The sequence below is a fragment of the Thermodesulfovibrio aggregans genome (genome assembly GCF_001514535.1).
Lineage (GTDB): Bacteria > Nitrospirota > Thermodesulfovibrionia > Thermodesulfovibrionales > Thermodesulfovibrionaceae > Thermodesulfovibrio > Thermodesulfovibrio aggregans.
Map to the genome: position 1 here is coordinate 417,914 of NZ_BCNO01000001.1, position 17,355 is coordinate 435,268.

Sequence of the window (17,355 nt, forward strand, 5' to 3'; positions counted from 1 at the left end):
AGGAGGATATTATGAAAATTCTTGTGGTAGATGATGATAAAACAACACGAAAGATGATTTCTCTAATTTTGAAAAGTAAAGGATATGAAGTTGTTACTGCTGAGAACGGTCTTGAAGCATTACAGAAACTCGGTATTGATAAAATAAACTTAATTCTCACAGATATGAATATGCCATATATGGATGGGATAGAGTTTACAAAACAGGTTAGGTCAAATCCTGAGATTGCAAGTATTCCAATTGTTATGATAACAACAGAGGCTGATGAAGATGAAAAAAAGAGAGCCTTTGAAGCAGGAGTTGATGACTATTTAGTAAAACCTACAAATGCTGAACAGATTACTGAAAGTATGAAAAAGATATTGAAAAAAATTTTAGGGAAATAAAGGAGGACAAAAATGTTTAACTTCAAAATAAAAGTTTTGGTAGTTGATGATTTTCCAACAATGCGAAGAATTATAAAAAATCTCTTGAAACAGCTCGGATTTGAAAATGTTGAAGAGGCAGAAAATGGAGAGGACGCTTTAAAAAAGCTAAAAAGTGGAGACTATGGACTTGTTATTTCAGACTGGAACATGCCAGTAATGGAAGGAATAGAACTTTTAAAACATATAAGAAGCGACCCTAAACTCAAAGATTTACCTTTTTTAATGGTTACAGCAGAGGCAGAGAAGGAAAAGGTTATTGAAGCTATAAAAGCAGGAGTTGACAATTACATAGTGAAACCTTTCACAGGAGAAGTTTTAAAGGAAAAACTGGAAAAGATTGCTCAGAAAAGACCATCTCTTAAAGGAGGACAGTAATGGCTGATGAGATGGATGAGATAATAAATGAATTTATATTGGAAGCAGAAGAGATTCTTGAACAAATTGATCCTCTCTTCGTAGAGCTCGAAAATAAAGGGCAGGATCCTGAAATAATTAATGAAATATTTAGAGGAATGCATACTCTAAAGGGGGCTGCAGGATTCTTAGGATTTCAGAATATTGTTGATGTTGCTCACAGAGCTGAGACAATATTGAAGAAAGTAAGAGAGGGAGAGATTTCAATTTCACCAGAACTTACTGATGCTATTTTAAAAGCAGTAGATACATTAAAGGTGTTGATTTCTCATGTAAAGGCAAAAGAGGAATATACTGAAAATATACAGCCTGTTTTAGATTTACTTGACAGTGCACTTGAAAGAGCTTCCAAGAAGGAAGTTACAGAACAGAAAGAGCCTATAGAAAAGTTTACTACTGAAGTTGAAACAACCGAGCCAAAAGAGATACCTGCACAGGCTCCTCAAAAAGAAAAAGAGAAAGAAAAAGAGATTTCTACTTTAAGGGTAGATGTTGAGAGAATAGACAAAGTAATGGATCTTGCTGGAGAAATAGTTCTTGCCAGAAATAGACTTCTTAATCTGTCCAATAAACTTGAGGCAAAATATGGAGGCGATGAACATGTAGAAGGACTCGTTGAAACTACCTCATTTCTTGATAGAGTTACCTCAGATCTTCAGCTCGCTGTAATGAAAATGAGAATGCAACCCTTACAGAAAGTTTTTGTAAAATTTCCAAGAATGGTGAGAGACCTTGCAAGGACTCTTGGAAAAGAGGTTGATCTTGAGATCATTGGTGAAGATACAGAAGTTGATAAATCAGTAATTGAAAACATCGGAGATCCTCTTGTCCATATCATAAGAAATTCAATAGACCATGGAATAGAATCACCTGAAGAGAGACTTTCCAAAGGTAAGCCACCTAAAGGCAAAATTGTCATAAATGCCTATCAAAAGGGAACTCAAATCGTCATAGATATTTCAGATGATGGTAAAGGAATAGATGTTGAAGCAGTAAGAGCAAAGGCAATTTCAAAAGGGCTTGTTACACTGGAAGAAGCTGAGAAAATGTCTGAAGAGGCGATAATAAATTTAATCTTTTTACCCGGTTTTTCTACAAAGGATGTTTCAACAGAGTTGAGTGGTAGAGGAGTTGGAATGGATGTTGTGAAGTCAAATGTGGCAAAACTCAATGGATATGTAGAGATATTTACAGAAAAAGATAAAGGAACCACTTTCAGGATAAGTCTACCTCTTACTCTAGCAATAATTCAGGCAATGATGGTTCAGGTTGGAGATGAAGTATATGCCATACCTCAGTCAATGATTGAAGAGACATTAAGAATAAATATCAATGACATAAAAGAAGTTACAGGGCAAAAGGTACTTACTATAAGAGATAGAGTTTTACCACTTTTCATTCTCAATGAAATTCTTGGAGTACCTAATAGCATTGAGTCTGATAGAAAATACATTCTTGTAGCAAGTGTTGGAGATAAGAGATTCTGTATATCTGTTGATTCTGTTTTAGGACAGGAAGAGATTGTGATAAAAACCATAAATGGTGTAGACTCTGAGGAGTGTGGAATAATGGGAGCTACAATCACAGGAGATGGTAAGGTTGTCTTAATTCTTGATCTTGCTATACTTTCAAGAAAAGTTTTAGCAATAAAATAAAGGAGAGAGAAATGAGACAGTATATTGGATTTATTCTTGGGAAAAATGAATACACAGTTCCTATTCTTAAGGTTCAGGAAATTATCAAACTCCCACAGATAACAAAAATGCCAGGAGTACCATATTATGTAGAGGGAGTAACAAATCTTCGTGGTAGAGTAATTCCGATTATTAATCTCAAAAGAATTCTCGGTATTCCAGAAGAAAACAATGCAGGAAAAGTAATTGTTATTTCCTCAGGAAAGATAACTTTCGGTGCATTAGTTGATGATATTACTGGAGTAATAAACATAGATGAAAAAACTATTGAACCTGCTGAGGAATTTATGCAACATGGACAGACCCAAATAGAAGGTGTTGCCCGACTAAATGATAGACTGCTTATACTGCTTGACACAAAAAAATTGATTCCTGCAGAAGATCAAAGCCTTTTTGAAGAAGAAATTGTTGAGGTTCATGATGAAGGAGAAAAGTTAGAAGTGATAAAAAAAATAAGTGGAATAGGTGGAGAAATGACAGTTACTGAAGTTATAGATCCAGTTAAGTTTTATGAACAAAAAGGTATAGGGAAGGACGATCCAAAATATATTTTGATTGAAGAAATAACCAATTTCATGAATGCTGTTTCACAAGGAGATTACGAGCAGGCAGATAAAATAATGAATAACATAATTCAAAAAAGTCAGAGTGATCTATTCAAAGAAGTTGGAAAAGTTGCAAGGAAACTTCATGACGCATTAAAAAGCTTTAGAGAAGTGCTTGATCCAAGATTAAAAGAAATAGCTACTGAACAAATGCCAAGAGCTGTTGATCAACTTCAGATGGTCATTGATAAAACAGAGGAAGCAGCCAATAAAACGATGGAAATCGTTGAGAAGTATATTTTAAAGATGGATGATCTGGCAAACCATATTAGAGGACTTCAAGGACCTCAAGAGAGTGTAGAATTTTTACGAGAATTTAAGAACTCTCTTGAAGATGATTTAACAGAGATTCTTACAACACAGTCCTTCCAGGACCTTACAGGACAGGTTCTTAAAAAGGTAATCAATCTCGTAGGAGATCTTGAAGTTGAGCTTGTCCGTCTTATAACTACATTTGGACTAAAGATTGAGGAAAAAGATATTGCTAAAAAAGAAATTGAGAAGGTTTCACAGGAAGATGTTGATGAACTTCTTAAAGAATTTGGTTTTTAGGGAGTTTTAACATGATTAAAGTTCTGGTTGTGGATGATTCTGCCTTTATGCGAAGAGCGATAACATCAATGCTACAGGAAGATCCTGAAATTAAAGTAATAGGAACAGCACGAGATGGGTTAGAAGCTGTTCAGATGGTTCAGGAACTAAAGCCTGATGTTGTCACGATGGATGTAGAGATGCCAAGAATGGATGGTATAACTGCATTAAAAGAAATAATGCAAAAGTGTCCGGTCCCTGTTATCATGGTCAGCTCTCTTACTACTGAAGGAGCAAAGGTGACTATTGAAGCACTTGAGCTTGGTGCAGTTGATTTTATACCTAAAAATCTTGCTGAACTTTCTGTAAATATAGTCAAAATTAAAGGAATGCTTATTGATAAAATTAAAACCATTGGTAAAAGAGGAATTGTAAAAAGAAAACCAGTTGTTAAACCTTCAGAACCAAAAATTGAAGTTCCCAAGATTGAAATGCCTAAAACAAGGGTAACAACAGAAAGAAAAGTCGGAATAGTCTCAATTGGTACATCAACAGGTGGACCAAAAGCTCTTCAGGAGATAATTCCGAAACTTCCAAAAGACTTTCCTGTGCCAGTAGTTATTGCCCAGCACATGCCACCTAATTTTACTAAACCCTTTGCAGAGAGACTTGACCAGCTGAGTCAGCTTTCAGTAAAAGAAGCTGAAGAAGGCGAACCTATAAAACCAGGTATTGTTTATATTGCTCCTGGAAGAGGTCATATGAGAATTAAAAGAAGAGGAATTGAAACTTATGTTTCCATATCAGAAGATAAAGAAGAATTCATTTATAGACCAAGTGTTGATGTTTTAATGATGTCTGTAGCTGAATGCTATCCAGGAAGAACACTCGGGGTAATACTAACAGGAATGGGTAATGATGGAGCAAAGGGTTGCAAAAAAATAAAAGAAACAGGTGGAAGAGTATTTGCACAAAATGAGGAAACCTGTGTAGTATATGGTATGCCAAGAGCAGTTGTGGAAGCTGGACTTGCTGACAAAGTAGTACCCCTTGAGGAAATGGCAGGTGAAATAATAAATGCAGTATAGGAGGTAGTTTTGCAGGAAGAGATTATTGAAAGAATAATTCTAAAAACAGTTGATATACCTTCTTTACCACCAATTGCCATGAAAGTCATGGGCCTTATTCAGGATGATTATGCATCTTTAAAGACCTTAGAGGATATAATTTCTCGTGATCAGGGATTTGCAACAAGACTTTTAAGAATAGCAAACTCTCCTTACTACGGTCGTGACCGAAAAATTGAAGATATTCCACAGGCAATCCTTCTAATTGGTTTTGAAACTCTTAAGTCACTTGTTATTGCCACATCACTGAAAGATTTGCACAGGAATTTTGGAGTTTTTGAACAGAGACTCTGGGAACATAGTCTTGGTGTAGCTCTCTGTTCAAGTTTACTTGCTATGGTAACTCGTCTGGCAACTTCCGATGAAGCTCTGGTATGTGGATTAATTCACGATGTTGGTAAAACAGTTATAAATAATGCCATGCCTGAGATGTATATGCAGATTTATGAAAAAATGTATGAAGAACATCGGCCGATAATAGAAATTGAGAATGAAGTACTTGGTTTTAACCACACAATTATTGGCAGTCTTATCGCAAAAAAATGGAAACTTCCTGAAAAATTGGAAGTAGTAATAACACATCATCATACCTATCCATATCCAGCCTATGAAGACCAGGCATTTGCTGATATATGTAATATTGTAAGAGTAGCAGACCAGATATGTCTTAATCTTGGAATAGGACTAAAAGAGCCTTTTGAGACTACAATAGATTATGAATCACTTGGTATGACAGAGGATAATATAACTGAGGTAGCGGGACTATTTAAGATAAAGTTTGAACAACAAAAAGAGTTTTTACTTGGCTGAATGAGTCCTGAAGATAAAATAGAACCTATGGGATATTACAGAGGTATAAGAGCAGTAAGGGAAGGTTCTGTTTTTGCAAAGTATAAATTAAGAAAAAAGATTAAAAAGAAAGAACAACAGTCTGAAGAAAAAACATCATCTAAAGAGTCTTCAGAACACCGAATAGATATAGAAGCATAAAATTCCATAAGGGAAAAAATTTCCTCCTCTGGTAAAGTTTAATTTCAAAGAAAGACAAAGAGTTTCAATAACGCTGCATTGGCATATTCATTGCTTGCTAACTTATAGGAGGCGTGAATGTATAAAGGAATCTACATATCAATGACTGGAATGGGCATGAGGCAGTATGAGCTTGATGCTGTAGCCAATAATCTTGCTAACATAAACACAACAGGATACAAAAGACAGCAGTTTGCAAGCAGACTTTATCCACTGCTTTCTGGAAGACCTTATGAGCCCAATGCTATTTATCAGGATGCAAGAGCTCAAACCTACTTTGGAACTCAGTACATTGATACATCGCAGGGTGCTTTAAAACAAACGCACAATCCCTTTGACCTTGCCATACAGGGAGAAGGGTTTTTTGCTGTGAGACAGGGAGATAAAATTCTATACACCCGTGAAGGTTCATTTACAAGAGACAGAGAAAACTTTCTTGTTACACAAACAGGATTGAAAGTTCTCGATGAAAACAATAATCCGGTTATAATTGATGGCACAAAGATAGAAATTGGACGGGATGGTAACATACTGGTTGATGGTAATACTGTTGGACGAATTAAGCTCGTAAAAATTAACAGAGTCATACATGTCGGCCACTCTTTATATGATGGAGTAGAAGAAGGCCAGGCAAATGGGCAGATTTTGCAGGGTTGGATAGAGTCTTCAAATGTAAATCCTATGAATGAAATGGTTCAGATGATTCAGGCTATAAGAAATTTTGATTTTACGCAGAGAGTAACTACAACTTTTGATCAGCTTGCACAGAGAGCTGTAAGTGAGATTGCAAGAATATAAAGGAGGTAAACCATGTTAAGGTCTCTTTTTACAGCATCAACAGGAATGTATGCCCAGCAGTTGAATTTAGATGTTATTTCTCATAATCTTGCAAATGTTAATACAACGGGATTTAAAAAAGGAAGAGCAGAGTTTCAGGATTTACTTTATCAAAACATTATCAATCCCGGTGCACCTTCAGATGATGGAACTCAATATCCCACAGGAATTCAGATTGGTCTTGGTGTAAGACCGGTTGCTGTGGCAAAGTTCTTTACTCCAGGAGACCTTATAAACACTGGCAATGACCTTGATTTAGCTATTGATGGAGATGGATTTTTTCAGGTAACTCTTCCTGATGGAACAATTGCCTACACAAGGGCAGGCAATTTCAGAATTGACAGAGATGGAAGAATTGTAACAAATGACGGATATCCAATTGAACCGGGAATTACTGTTCCAGCCGATGCTTTAAAAATAACAGTTGGAGCTGATGGAACTGTTACAGTACTACAGCCAGGAACAGTAGCGCCTGTTCAGATTGGAACAATTGAACTTGCAAGATTTATAAATCCAGGAGGACTTCAGGCAATTGGTAAAAATTTATTTATTGAGACAGATGCCTCAGGAGCTCCAACAACTGGAACACCCGGGACAGAGGGAAGAGGAAGAATTGTTCAGGGCTTTCTTGAAATGTCCAATGTAAATGTAGTTGAAGAGCTTGCAAATATGATAATTGCTCAGAGAGCTTTTGACATTAACTCAAAAGCAGTGCAGACCTCTGATGAGATGTTACAGACAGTAGTAGCACTTAAGAGGTAAAAGATGGGTAGAGTTTTAATTTTATTAATAGTTTTTATTTTAGTCTGGGTGAATTCGCCAATTTTTGCCTCTGACAATAGCCTTCTATATCAGCTTTTATCAAGGGAAATAAAAAAAATTTCATCAGACAGGGAAATTCAGATTGGGCAGATAAAATTTATAGGTTTTGAACCTCAGAGAAGTTGTATCCCAGAAAACTTAAAAATTCGGGAGATAAAAAGACCAAGCTCAGTAGAGTTTACTTTTATTTGTGCTGGCAGACAGTATAGAGCTCTGGCAAATTATGAGGTTTTAACTACAATTTATGTTACCCAAAGACCATTGAAAAGAGGGGAGTCGGTTAAAGAAGAGGATATTTTAGAAATCAAGAAACCTTTGAGTAGAATTCCTGTTGGAACCATTACAGATCGTAGCCTGATAATAGGAAAGGTAGCAAAGAGAAATCTTGCAAGAGGACTGATAATAAAGGAAGACTATCTTTATCCTGACACACCTGTTAAAAAAGGAAGTAAAGTAAATGTGATAGTGGATGCTGGACAGGTCACTATAATGACTGAGGGTGTCTTAAAATCTGACGCTGTAGTTGGTGGAAGTGCTCGTGTACAGTGTTTTCAAACTGGCAAGGAAATTGTAGGGAAATTAGAAGATAAAGACAGAGTGAGGGTGGAATTATGAAAAAAATACTTTTAGCAAGTCTCCTTATAATTTTTCTTGTATCATGTTCAGAACTCAAAGAGGTAAGAGATATTAAAAATGCTGGAATGCCGCCAAAATACTATCCAGAGCCTCCTCAAGCTCAGGAAGCAACTGAAGGTTCTTTATGGAGGAATAGGGCTTCTCTTTATGAAGATAAAAAGGCTCGCAGAGTAAATGACCTGGTTACAATTATAATAAATGAGTCAACTTCAGCTCAGAAAAAAGCATCCACCTCTGCATCAAGAGATTCTTCAACAAACTACGGACTTGACACATTTTTTGGAATGAATACTGATTTCAATATACAAAATCTTCCAATTATAAACGGATTTTATAAAGCAGGTAATGTTTTTTCTCCTTCAATTAAAGGTTCTGCGAAGAGTGATTTTAAGGGAGATGGAGACACAGCAAGAACTGGCAGAATTACAGGAACAATTACAGCAAAGGTTGTTGAAGTGTTGCCTAACGGCAACCTTGTCATAGAGTCCCGTAAGGAAATCATAGTTAACAACGAAAAAGAAATTCTTGTTTTAAGAGGTATCATAAGACCTGACGATATAAGTCAGAACAATACAATTCTAAGCCAGTATGTAGCAGATGCTCAGATATATCTTGTTGGTGAAGGAACACTTGGTGACAAACAGTCTCAGGGCTGGCTTGTAAGGTTTCTTGACAAAATCTGGCCCTTTTAGAGGAGGTAGAGTATGAATTTATTTCCATCCAGAATAAAGCTAATTGGAATGAAGAATTTTATTATTGTTTTCTTAAGTTTTTTGCTTATATCTACTTCCTATGCTGAAAGAATAAAGGACATAGCAAACTGGTCAGGTATAAGAGAAAATCAGCTTGTGGGATACGGTCTTGTTGTTGGTTTAAATGGAACAGGAGACAAAGATGGAACATATCTTTATCAGCCAATTGCCAACATGCTTAGCAGAATGGGAATTACAGTAAATGTAAAGGATTTGAAAGGTAAGGTTAAAAATGTTGCAGCCGTAATGGTTACAGCAAAGCTTCCTACAAATGTTAAGCCGGGTGCGAAGATTGATGTACAGGTTTCATCAATTGGTGATGCAAAGAGCCTTCAAGGTGGCACACTTCTTATGACACCTCTCACAGGTCCTGATGGAGAAGTGTACGCCTTAGCTCAAGGACCGATCTCAATAGGTGGGTTTATTGCTGCAGGACGGGCTGCTCAGGCTATAAAAAATCATCAAAATGTTGGATATATTCCTGAAGGAGCTATTGTAGAGAGAGCAGTTCCTGTTAATATGAATGCAAAGAGTGAACTTAACCTTCTTCTTCAGTTCCCAGATATAACTACCGCTAAAAACATTGCTGAGAAAATAAATGATACTTTTAAAGCCGGGATTGCAAAAGCTCTTGACCCAGGCACAATAGCAGTTACTGTTCCCTCAAACTATAGAGGAAATGTGATTGATTTTATGGCTGAAGTTGAAAAGATTGAAGTTTCCACTGATTTGCCAGCCCGTGTTGTCATAAACGAAAGAACAGGTACTGTTGTCATCGGTTCTCATGTAAAGATAACTCCTGTAGCCCTTGCACATGGTGGCTTAACAATTACAATTAAGGAGACTCCTGAAGTTGTTCAACCGCCTCCTTTAGCTCCAAGAGGAGCAGCGACAGAGACTGTTCCGAGAACTGAAGTAAAAGCTGAAGAAAAACAGGCATCTCTATTAGAAGTACAGGGTTCCACCGTAGGAGAACTTGTAAAAGCACTGAATGCACTTGGAGTAACACCCAAGGATTTAATATCCATACTTCAGGCACTTAAAACCTCAGGTGCATTAAAGGCAGATTTAGTCATAATGTGAGGTAACCATGATAAATAGAGTTAATACACAGATATTGATTGATGCTACAGAAAAAAAGGAACTTTCAAAAAAGATTGAAACTTTATTTCTTACGGAACTGCTAAAAGTTATGCTTGAGAATACATCTTTTTCTGAAGGGAAAACTACTTCAACCTATATGACAGCGATTATTCCTCAAATAGCAGAGATGATGGCTGAAAGAGAAATAGGAATTGGTAATTTCTTAACTGAGAATGCCAATTTTTTAAACACCATCTCAAAGAATCAAAAAATTGAGCTTAAGCCTCCTGTAGAAAATAAAGATAAAGAGATAAAACTTAATTGGACTGGAAAAATCTCTTTACCTGTATCAGGCAAAATAACTTCATCTTTTGGATTAAGAATCGATCCAATAGATGGAAAGCTGAGGCATCATAATGGGATAGATATAGCAGTTCCTGAGGGCACTCCAGTTAAACCGGCTTTATCCGGGAAAGTTATTTACTCTGGTTATAAAGGTGGATATGGAAAATGTGTTATAGTAGAGCATGATAATGGAATCCAGACCATCTATGCCCATAATTCGAAAAATCTTGTTAAAGCTGGTGATACTGTTACTCCAGAGAGTGTCATTGCTCTTTCCGGTTCAACAGGAAGAACAACCGGTCCACATCTTCACTTCGAAGTTCGCAAAAATGGTGTAGCTGTGAATCCTGTTGCTATGTTAAATAATTATGATAAATCGCCGATTTTATAAAAAAAGTATTTGAACCTTGAACTTTGAATCTTGAATCGCCGTAAGGCGGTTGAACTTTGAATCACCCGTAAGGGTGGAGGAGGTGTTTCAAATGATAGGCGGACCAATAAGAATAGACGGCATAGCACCAAATACTCAGATTGCACCAGAGAAATCTCAAGGAAAGGCTCCAGAAAGGAGTGAAGAGGTCCTTACAAAAGACCAGGTAACAGTATCAGAGGCTGCAAAAAATATAGCAAGACTCATGGTTGAAGTAAGCAATATCCCTGATATCAGAGCAGATAAAGTGGAAGAGCTTAAAAATGCGATTAATTCAGGCACCTATGAAGTCAGAGGAAGTGAGATAGCAGGTAAGATAATCAAGGAGGCTTTAATTGACAGGCTGGCATGATGAGCTTGTAAAAATTCTTGAAGAGGAAGAAAAGCTTTTGAAAGCTCTATACGACACTGTTTCAAAAGAGAGGGATGCTATTGTGAGTTTAGATTCTCAGGAACTTGAAAGGATTCTCATAGAGAAACAGGAAATTTTGACAAAGCTTTCTTTGTGGGAAAAGGAAAGAGAAAAACTCCTTGAAAAACACAATCTCAAAGGAACAGGTCTTGAAAAGATTATAGAGTCAGCTGATAAAAACTCTGAAAATACTCTAAGACTTAGAGAACTTTATAAAACAATGAAAACAATGCTCACAGCAATTGCAGAGATACAGAGAATAAATGAACAGCTTATTGATCGCTCAATAATTCATATTGGAACAGCAATAAAATTTCTTGAAACCTTTGGTATTAATGCCAAGCAGAGCCTTTCAAAGGAGGCATAGATGGCACTGACTGCACTTTTTGATATTGGTAAAACAGGCGTTCTAACATACCAGAAAGCTCTTGAAGTTGTCTCTCACAATATATCAAATGCAGCTACAGAGGGTTATACAAGGCAGGATGTAATTTTTCAAAATATGCCATCAGGTACGATAAGTGCCCGTGGAGTTTCAGGTAGAGGAGTAAAGCTTGCTGATATTCGTAGAATGTATGACTCTTTCATAGAACTTCAGCTAAAAACAGAAAGCTCACGGAATTCCTACTGGGATGTAATTCAAAAGGGTATGCTTAGACTTGAAAGTATATTTAATGATGCCTCTGATGTAGCATTCAGCAATGCAATAAATGATTTTTTTAATGCATGGCAGGAATTAAGTCAAAATCCTAACGGTACGGCAGAGCGCTCTTTGCTTCTTGACAAGGCAAATTATCTTGTTCAGAGAATTCAGGTATCCTATAGATCTTTGCTTGATGAAAGATACGAAATATTTCAGGACAGTCAAAACCTTGTTAATGAAATAAATAGATATATTGACCAGATAAATGAGCTTAATGAAAAGATTGCTGCAAGCCCCGGTTCTCTTGATGCTAAAGATCAGAGAGAAAATCTTGTAAAAAAACTCAATGACATTGTTCAGATTACCTATTTTGAAGACAATGCTGGCAGATACTCTATCTTACTTGGTGGAATGCCATTGGTTGATGGTGGAAGAGTTTATCACATGAGCTTGGGACTGGATGCCAATCAGAATATGCAATTTAGACTTGAGACACCCTCTGGATACATTGATGCAACTGAGTTAATTCAGGGAGGAAAACTTAAAGCTGAGATCGATTTAAGGGACAGTGTGATTCCTGAATATATGAATAGGATGAATATGCTTGTATTTGATCTTGCAGAAGCGGTAAATGCTCAACACAGAAAGGGATATGGACTTGATGGAAGTTCAGGGAATAACTTTTTTAATCAGATTTATGATTTAAATTTAACAGTAGGTTCATTTGATGATATTATCTTTAAGATAAATAACACCAATACAAACACATATGATCAATACCAAATTCAATTTGATGGAACTAACTGGACAGTTACAGATAACACAACAAGTTCTTCTGTTACTCCTACTGTAACTACATGGACAGAGGGAACAGACACATACTATAAGTTAAGCTTTAATGATGTGGAAGTTACAATAAAAAATCCTTCGAACAGTCTTGATTTCAACTTTCAAATAAAGCATCATACTGCGCTATTTTTTGATGTGGCGATATCAGATACAAACAGAATCGCTGCTGCCGGTAATGATCCTACGGGTTCTACTTCCGGTCCTATGGACAACACAAATGCAAGGGCAATATATGGACTGCTTGATAAAACTATAGTGGGCAACTACAGACCAATAGATTTTTACAGAGCCATTGTTTCAGAAGTTGGAGTTTACTCTGCAAGTGCTCAAACTCAAAAAAGCTTTCAAGAAGCTCTGGTTCAGGAAATGGAAAAGAGAAGACAGGATATTTCAGGCGTGAGCCTCGATGAGGAAGCTGTAAATCTTGTTAAATATCAGAAGATGTACGAAGCTTCGGCAAGGGTGATAAGAGTTGCCGATGAAATACTTGCAACACTTTTTGAAATGGTGAGGTAAACAATGAAAGTCACATCAAGCTTTTTTTACAAAACATTTTTGAATGACCTAAACAAACAAATTGAAGGCATGTTTAAAGCTCAAAGACAGCTTGCAACAGGAAAGAGAATTCTATCACCGGGTGATGACCCTGTTGCCATATCAAGAATTGTGAAATATAATTCAGAAATTTCCGCTCTCGATGAGTATAAGAGAGTGATGGATACAGCAAAAAACTATAACTCTGCAATTGAGACTGCAATTAATGACCTTAAAAATATGGTTATAAAAGCAAAACAGTATGCAGTGCAGGGCTCAACTGACACTCTTTCAGCAACAGACAGACTGGCTCTGGCTCGAGAAGTTGATACCTTAATTCAGCGTAGTATTGAAACAATTAATACAAAAGTAGCAGGAAGGTATATATTTGCCGGATATAGAGCCGATACAGCTCCTGTAAACACAACAACCGGTTTATACGAATCTGACACAAACCTTCAATATCTTGATATAAGTTTTTTCCTTGATGTTGCAGTAAATCTTCCAGCTACAGAATTCTTTACATATCAGATTTCTCCTACCGATCCTAATAGAAGCATTAAGGTTTTAACACCTTACAACTATAATTTTACTACAGACCCAAATGCTCCTTACGATGCAGACCCTCTCGGAGCTTTGCTTATGCCAAAGCCTCAATCAGGAGCAATAACTGATCCAGCTACAGCTTTTACAATTAATGGAGGGACTCTTACAATCAAGTTTGCCGATAATCAGGCTGTAACTGTTAATGTTTCAGCTAATGCTTCTTTGAACGATATCAGAGATGCAATAAACAATGATCCACAGGCTTCCAAATATGTTAAAGCATGGGTTGTAAATACAGGAACATCAATCTCTCCCGATTACCGTCTTGTAATTGGAAGTGTTCCCAATGGAAAGTCTGATATGATAAGAATTGATGTAACCACGACAGATGCTTCAGCTACAGGACTTAACCTTTTAGCCTACAATCCCGAATCTGGCAATGTCTCAATGAGTTTTCAGGAAAACATAAATGGATATAACTACATCACAGACCCTAATGACCCAAATTATTACAGCTTTAACAATAATTATCTCAATGAAAACTACTATTTACGGGCATTTCATTTTCTCAAAGTAGCTCTTGAGAACAATGATCAGGGAAGAATTCAGAAAGCCGTTGATTATATGGATAAAATTGCAGATAAGCTTTTCAAACAACAATCTCTTATCGGAGCAAGGCTTAATAAAATTGAGAGTATTTCTGACTACAACCTTGAGTTGGAAACAAATACAAAGCAGTCCCTCTCAAATGATCGTGATATTGATGCCATTCAGGTAATATCAGAGCTCAATCAGAGAATGACGGTGCTGCAGGCAATGAGGATTACTATGACAGACTTTTTCCGCAGCAATCTTTTTGATTTCCTGAGATAAGGAGATTTTCTGTTGTTAGTCCTTACAAGGAAAACAGGTCAGTCAATTAGAATAGGTGATGACATTATTGTTAAGATTATAGATGTTGATGGCTCGCAGGTAAAAATTGGCATTGAAGCACCTAAGGGTGTTCTTATATTCAGGGAAGAGCTTTATGAAAAAATTAAGGAGAGTAACATAGAAGCATTAAAGGCTTCAAAAGAATTAAGACCGGAGGATTTGATAAAGTGATAAAGATTCAAAGTTCAAGATTCGGTGAACTTGAGATTGATGAAAATGAAATAATTAATTTTCCCTGCGGAATTCCCGGGATTCCCTTTGAAAAATTCATACTGAGAGATCTCATAGAACCTGTAAAGTGGCTTATTGCTGTAGATGATCCTGATGTAGCAATGCTTGTTGTGCCTCCATTTAAGTTTTTCCCCACCTATGGTTTTGAACTGAGCGATGAGATTTCATCAATACTTGAAGCAGAGAAGGAAGAGGACATAGAAGTTTATGTGGCTCTGCTTAAATATAATGACGGAGTTGCGGCAAACCTTAAATCTCCTTTTATTATAAATAAAAACAAAAAAATTGGTGTTCAGATTCTTCTTGAAGATGAAAAATATAGCTTTAAGGAGCCAATTAAAAAATGAAAGTCTGGAAGGCAAAAACAAAGTTTGATTTGAGCTTCAATGGTTACGAATTTAAAATCAAACCAGGGGATAAGTACCTCTTTGCCGATGATGTATTCAATCTTCTTCCTGAACAGGTAAAATCAGCCTTTGAGCAGGCTCACAGCTTTCTACCCCCTTTTTATAAGGGTGAAAATCTAAACGGTAAAACTCTGCTTGTGATAGCTCAGGCTGCTATTGGTGATGCTTTATGTATGACTCCTGCTTTAAGAGAGATTAAAAAGAAGTATCCCAATATGACACTTAATGTAACGATTTCAGGTAGAGCAAAGCCTGTTCTGGAAGGATTACCCTATATTGACAATCTCCTTCCAATGCCTGTTCCATTCAAAGAAGTATCAAGAGCTGATTACATAGTTAAAGTTGTTGAGATGGTTAACACACCTCAGTTTGACAATCTGAGCCTCATTGATTACTATCTGTGGAAGCTTTACATTTACAGGGCAGAAAGGGAAACACCTGATGTTTTGATTGACGAGAAAGTTTTAGCTGAGATGAAAGAGCGATTTGACAAAATAAGGGAAGTTTCAGGTGGAAAGAAAGTTTTACTATTCCATTATCTTGCCTCATCTGTTCACAGAACAATTCCACCGAGACTTTTAAAAGAAATAGAGGATCTCATATGGGATGAATATGTTCCAGTAATATGCTCTTTACCAGAGGAAGATATTACAGTTGAGACAGCACTTGATGTTTACGGAATAAGAGCAGCTAATCTTTCAGTTTTCATGAATGATATAAGATATCTCATTGCCTCTGTAGCTCTTTCTGATGCAGTTATTACAGCAGATACAGCAACCCTTCATATTGCTGCAGGGCTTGATAAGCCAACTGTGCTTGTATCAGGACCTATTGATGCCGAATTAAGAGCATCAAACTATCCAACAGTTATTGCAGTCACTCCAAACTACACAGGACAGACCTGTGTTTCTCCATGCAAGATACATGCAACAACAGAGCCCTGCATAGAAGCACAGGTGAAAAGACAGTTTTACAGCCCCTGCATTGAGAGTATTCCACCAAAGGTTATATATTTAGCCCTTAAAGATGCTGAGTTACTTACTCAAAAAGAATTTGAAACTCCTGAAAAATGCATTGTCTGCGAGTTTAATGGTAATATCCCACTTTTTGAAGTAATTAATGGTGCAAGAATTTTTGAATGCCCCTCCTGTGGTTTGCAGTTTACCTACCCCATGAAGGTTATGGATTATGATAGAGCTTATAGAAAAGAACATGAAGACCTTTTAAGCTTTACAAACATACCTTGTGAATCCTTTCTTCAAGTTGAGGATGAGCCAATAGAGATAGAAAAATGGAGTAGGCTACCCAGATTCAATGTATTAATTCCGATTTTACAGCATCTACCAAAGGGGAATCTCCTTGATGTTGGCTGCTCAACAGAATTTTTTCTCCTCATTGCAAGGAAAATGGGATTTGAAACCTACGGAATGGAAGTTTCAGAGAAAGCAGTAAGCATTGCAAGGGATAAATACAAACTTAATGTTGCCAGAGCTCTCACCTTTGATGAACTTCCTCAGGAGTTTAAAAAGCCATATAAAGTTATCACAGCCTTTGAAGTTCTTGAACATGTCCATGAACCCGGGAGATTTTTAAAAGATATTTATTCATTTCTTGATGAAGATGGCATTTTTATTATGAGCTGTCCACCATTTTATAAATTTGAAAACATAGCAAGAGGATACAGAAAATATAAATGGTGGTATGGTGATTATCCACCCAATCATGTAACAAGATGGAAACCATGGACACTTCATTATGCCCTGAAAAAAGCTGGATTTGGCGAAGTACATGTTTTTACAGAGCCTCTTTTGCCAGCAACTGTCTTTGAAGGAGTGGTACCTCTCAGCTTTCAGCTTAAAACACCTGATGAAAAGGTCATAACCATTGATAGTAAAACAACCAGGACGATAGTTTCTGAAACTTTAAAGCCTCTTTATCTCAATTCAAGAATTCTTGGAAATTTTCAGTATGCCATTGCAGTAAAGGGCAAAAATACAATCAATTTTGAGCAACTTATAAGAAAAGCTATAAAATTTTCAGCAGTTGAAATAATATGGGGTATGTGAT

Annotated in this window: 20 protein-coding genes; all 20 read left to right on the plus strand. The window is 36.7% G+C overall.

Annotated features, from left to right (window positions below; all coding sequences use genetic code 11):
- Positions 1 to 11 precede the first annotated feature (11 nt).
- The 20 genes from TAGGR_RS02050 (at position 12) to TAGGR_RS02145 (ending at position 17,354) form a co-directional block, all read left to right on the plus strand.
- The gene (locus tag TAGGR_RS02050; protein WP_059175701.1) at positions 12 to 386 is read left to right on the plus strand and encodes a response regulator; all 375 of its coding nucleotides are present in this window, start codon (positions 12 to 14) and stop codon (positions 384 to 386) included.
- 12 nt (positions 387 to 398) lie between these two features.
- A complete protein-coding gene (locus tag TAGGR_RS02055; RefSeq protein WP_153000416.1) occupies positions 399 to 803 on the plus strand; it encodes a chemotaxis response regulator CheY in 405 nt (134 codons plus the stop codon).
- On the plus strand, positions 803 to 2,497 hold the full coding sequence (locus tag TAGGR_RS02060) for a chemotaxis protein CheA (RefSeq protein ID WP_059175702.1): 1,695 nt from the start codon (positions 803 to 805) through the stop codon (positions 2,495 to 2,497). The genes TAGGR_RS02055 and TAGGR_RS02060 overlap by 1 nt, the downstream gene beginning before the upstream one ends.
- Before the next feature lie 11 nt (positions 2,498 to 2,508).
- Positions 2,509 to 3,693, plus strand: a complete 1,185-nt coding sequence (locus tag TAGGR_RS02065; RefSeq protein ID WP_059175703.1) for a protein phosphatase CheZ — start codon at positions 2,509 to 2,511, stop codon at positions 3,691 to 3,693.
- A gap of 11 nt (positions 3,694 to 3,704) precedes the next feature.
- On the plus strand, positions 3,705 to 4,760 hold the full coding sequence (locus TAGGR_RS02070; protein ID WP_059175704.1) for a protein-glutamate methylesterase/protein-glutamine glutaminase: 1,056 nt from the start codon (positions 3,705 to 3,707) through the stop codon (positions 4,758 to 4,760).
- 9 nt (positions 4,761 to 4,769) lie between these two features.
- Entirely contained in the window at positions 4,770 to 5,609 is an 840-nt protein-coding gene (locus TAGGR_RS02075; protein ID WP_059175705.1) for an HDOD domain-containing protein, read from the plus strand.
- Entirely contained in the window at positions 5,610 to 5,789 is a 180-nt protein-coding gene (locus tag TAGGR_RS02080) for a hypothetical protein (RefSeq protein ID WP_059175706.1), read from the plus strand.
- Between the two features lie 117 nt (positions 5,790 to 5,906).
- Positions 5,907 to 6,626: a flagellar basal-body rod protein FlgF gene (gene flgF, locus TAGGR_RS02085; RefSeq protein WP_059175707.1), complete on the plus strand. Its 720-nt coding sequence runs from the start codon at positions 5,907 to 5,909 to the stop codon at positions 6,624 to 6,626.
- A 12-nt stretch (positions 6,627 to 6,638) separates the two neighbouring features.
- A complete protein-coding gene (gene flgG, locus TAGGR_RS02090; protein WP_059175708.1) occupies positions 6,639 to 7,427 on the plus strand; it encodes a flagellar basal-body rod protein FlgG in 789 nt (262 codons plus the stop codon).
- A 3-nt stretch (positions 7,428 to 7,430) separates the two neighbouring features.
- Positions 7,431 to 8,102: a flagellar basal body P-ring formation chaperone FlgA gene (flgA, locus tag TAGGR_RS02095; protein ID WP_059175709.1), complete on the plus strand. Its 672-nt coding sequence runs from the start codon at positions 7,431 to 7,433 to the stop codon at positions 8,100 to 8,102.
- On the plus strand, positions 8,099 to 8,815 hold the full coding sequence (locus tag TAGGR_RS02100; protein WP_059175710.1) for a flagellar basal body L-ring protein FlgH: 717 nt from the start codon (positions 8,099 to 8,101) through the stop codon (positions 8,813 to 8,815). Before flgA ends, TAGGR_RS02100 begins: the two co-directional genes overlap by 4 nt.
- A 48-nt stretch (positions 8,816 to 8,863) precedes the next feature.
- On the plus strand, positions 8,864 to 9,958 hold the full coding sequence (locus tag TAGGR_RS02105) for a flagellar basal body P-ring protein FlgI (RefSeq protein WP_059176536.1): 1,095 nt from the start codon (positions 8,864 to 8,866) through the stop codon (positions 9,956 to 9,958).
- 7 nt (positions 9,959 to 9,965) lie between these two features.
- Complete coding sequence (locus TAGGR_RS02110; RefSeq protein WP_059175711.1) at positions 9,966 to 10,694, plus strand: M23 family metallopeptidase; 729 nt, start codon at positions 9,966 to 9,968, stop codon at positions 10,692 to 10,694.
- Positions 10,695 to 10,785: 91 nt separating this feature from the next.
- Positions 10,786 to 11,085, plus strand: coding sequence for a flagellar biosynthesis anti-sigma factor FlgM (flgM, locus tag TAGGR_RS02115; RefSeq protein WP_059175712.1), 300 nt, complete (start codon positions 10,786 to 10,788; stop codon positions 11,083 to 11,085).
- Complete coding sequence (locus TAGGR_RS02120; protein ID WP_059175713.1) at positions 11,069 to 11,512, plus strand: flagellar protein FlgN; 444 nt, start codon at positions 11,069 to 11,071, stop codon at positions 11,510 to 11,512. The genes flgM and TAGGR_RS02120 overlap by 17 nt, the downstream gene beginning before the upstream one ends.
- Positions 11,513 to 13,153, plus strand: coding sequence for a flagellar hook-associated protein FlgK (gene flgK, locus TAGGR_RS02125; protein WP_059175714.1), 1,641 nt, complete (start codon positions 11,513 to 11,515; stop codon positions 13,151 to 13,153).
- A gap of 3 nt (positions 13,154 to 13,156) precedes the next feature.
- A complete protein-coding gene (gene flgL, locus TAGGR_RS02130; RefSeq protein ID WP_059175715.1) occupies positions 13,157 to 14,590 on the plus strand; it encodes a flagellar hook-associated protein FlgL in 1,434 nt (477 codons plus the stop codon).
- Positions 14,591 to 14,602: 12 nt separating this feature from the next.
- Complete coding sequence (gene csrA / locus TAGGR_RS02135) at positions 14,603 to 14,821, plus strand: carbon storage regulator CsrA (RefSeq protein WP_059175716.1); 219 nt, start codon at positions 14,603 to 14,605, stop codon at positions 14,819 to 14,821.
- Positions 14,818 to 15,228: a flagellar assembly protein FliW gene (gene fliW / locus TAGGR_RS02140; protein ID WP_153000417.1), complete on the plus strand. Its 411-nt coding sequence runs from the start codon at positions 14,818 to 14,820 to the stop codon at positions 15,226 to 15,228. The genes csrA and fliW overlap by 4 nt, the downstream gene beginning before the upstream one ends.
- Positions 15,225 to 17,354, plus strand: a complete 2,130-nt coding sequence (locus TAGGR_RS02145) for a methyltransferase domain-containing protein (protein WP_059175717.1) — start codon at positions 15,225 to 15,227, stop codon at positions 17,352 to 17,354. The genes fliW and TAGGR_RS02145 overlap by 4 nt, the downstream gene beginning before the upstream one ends.
- Position 17,355 lies beyond the last annotated feature (1 nt).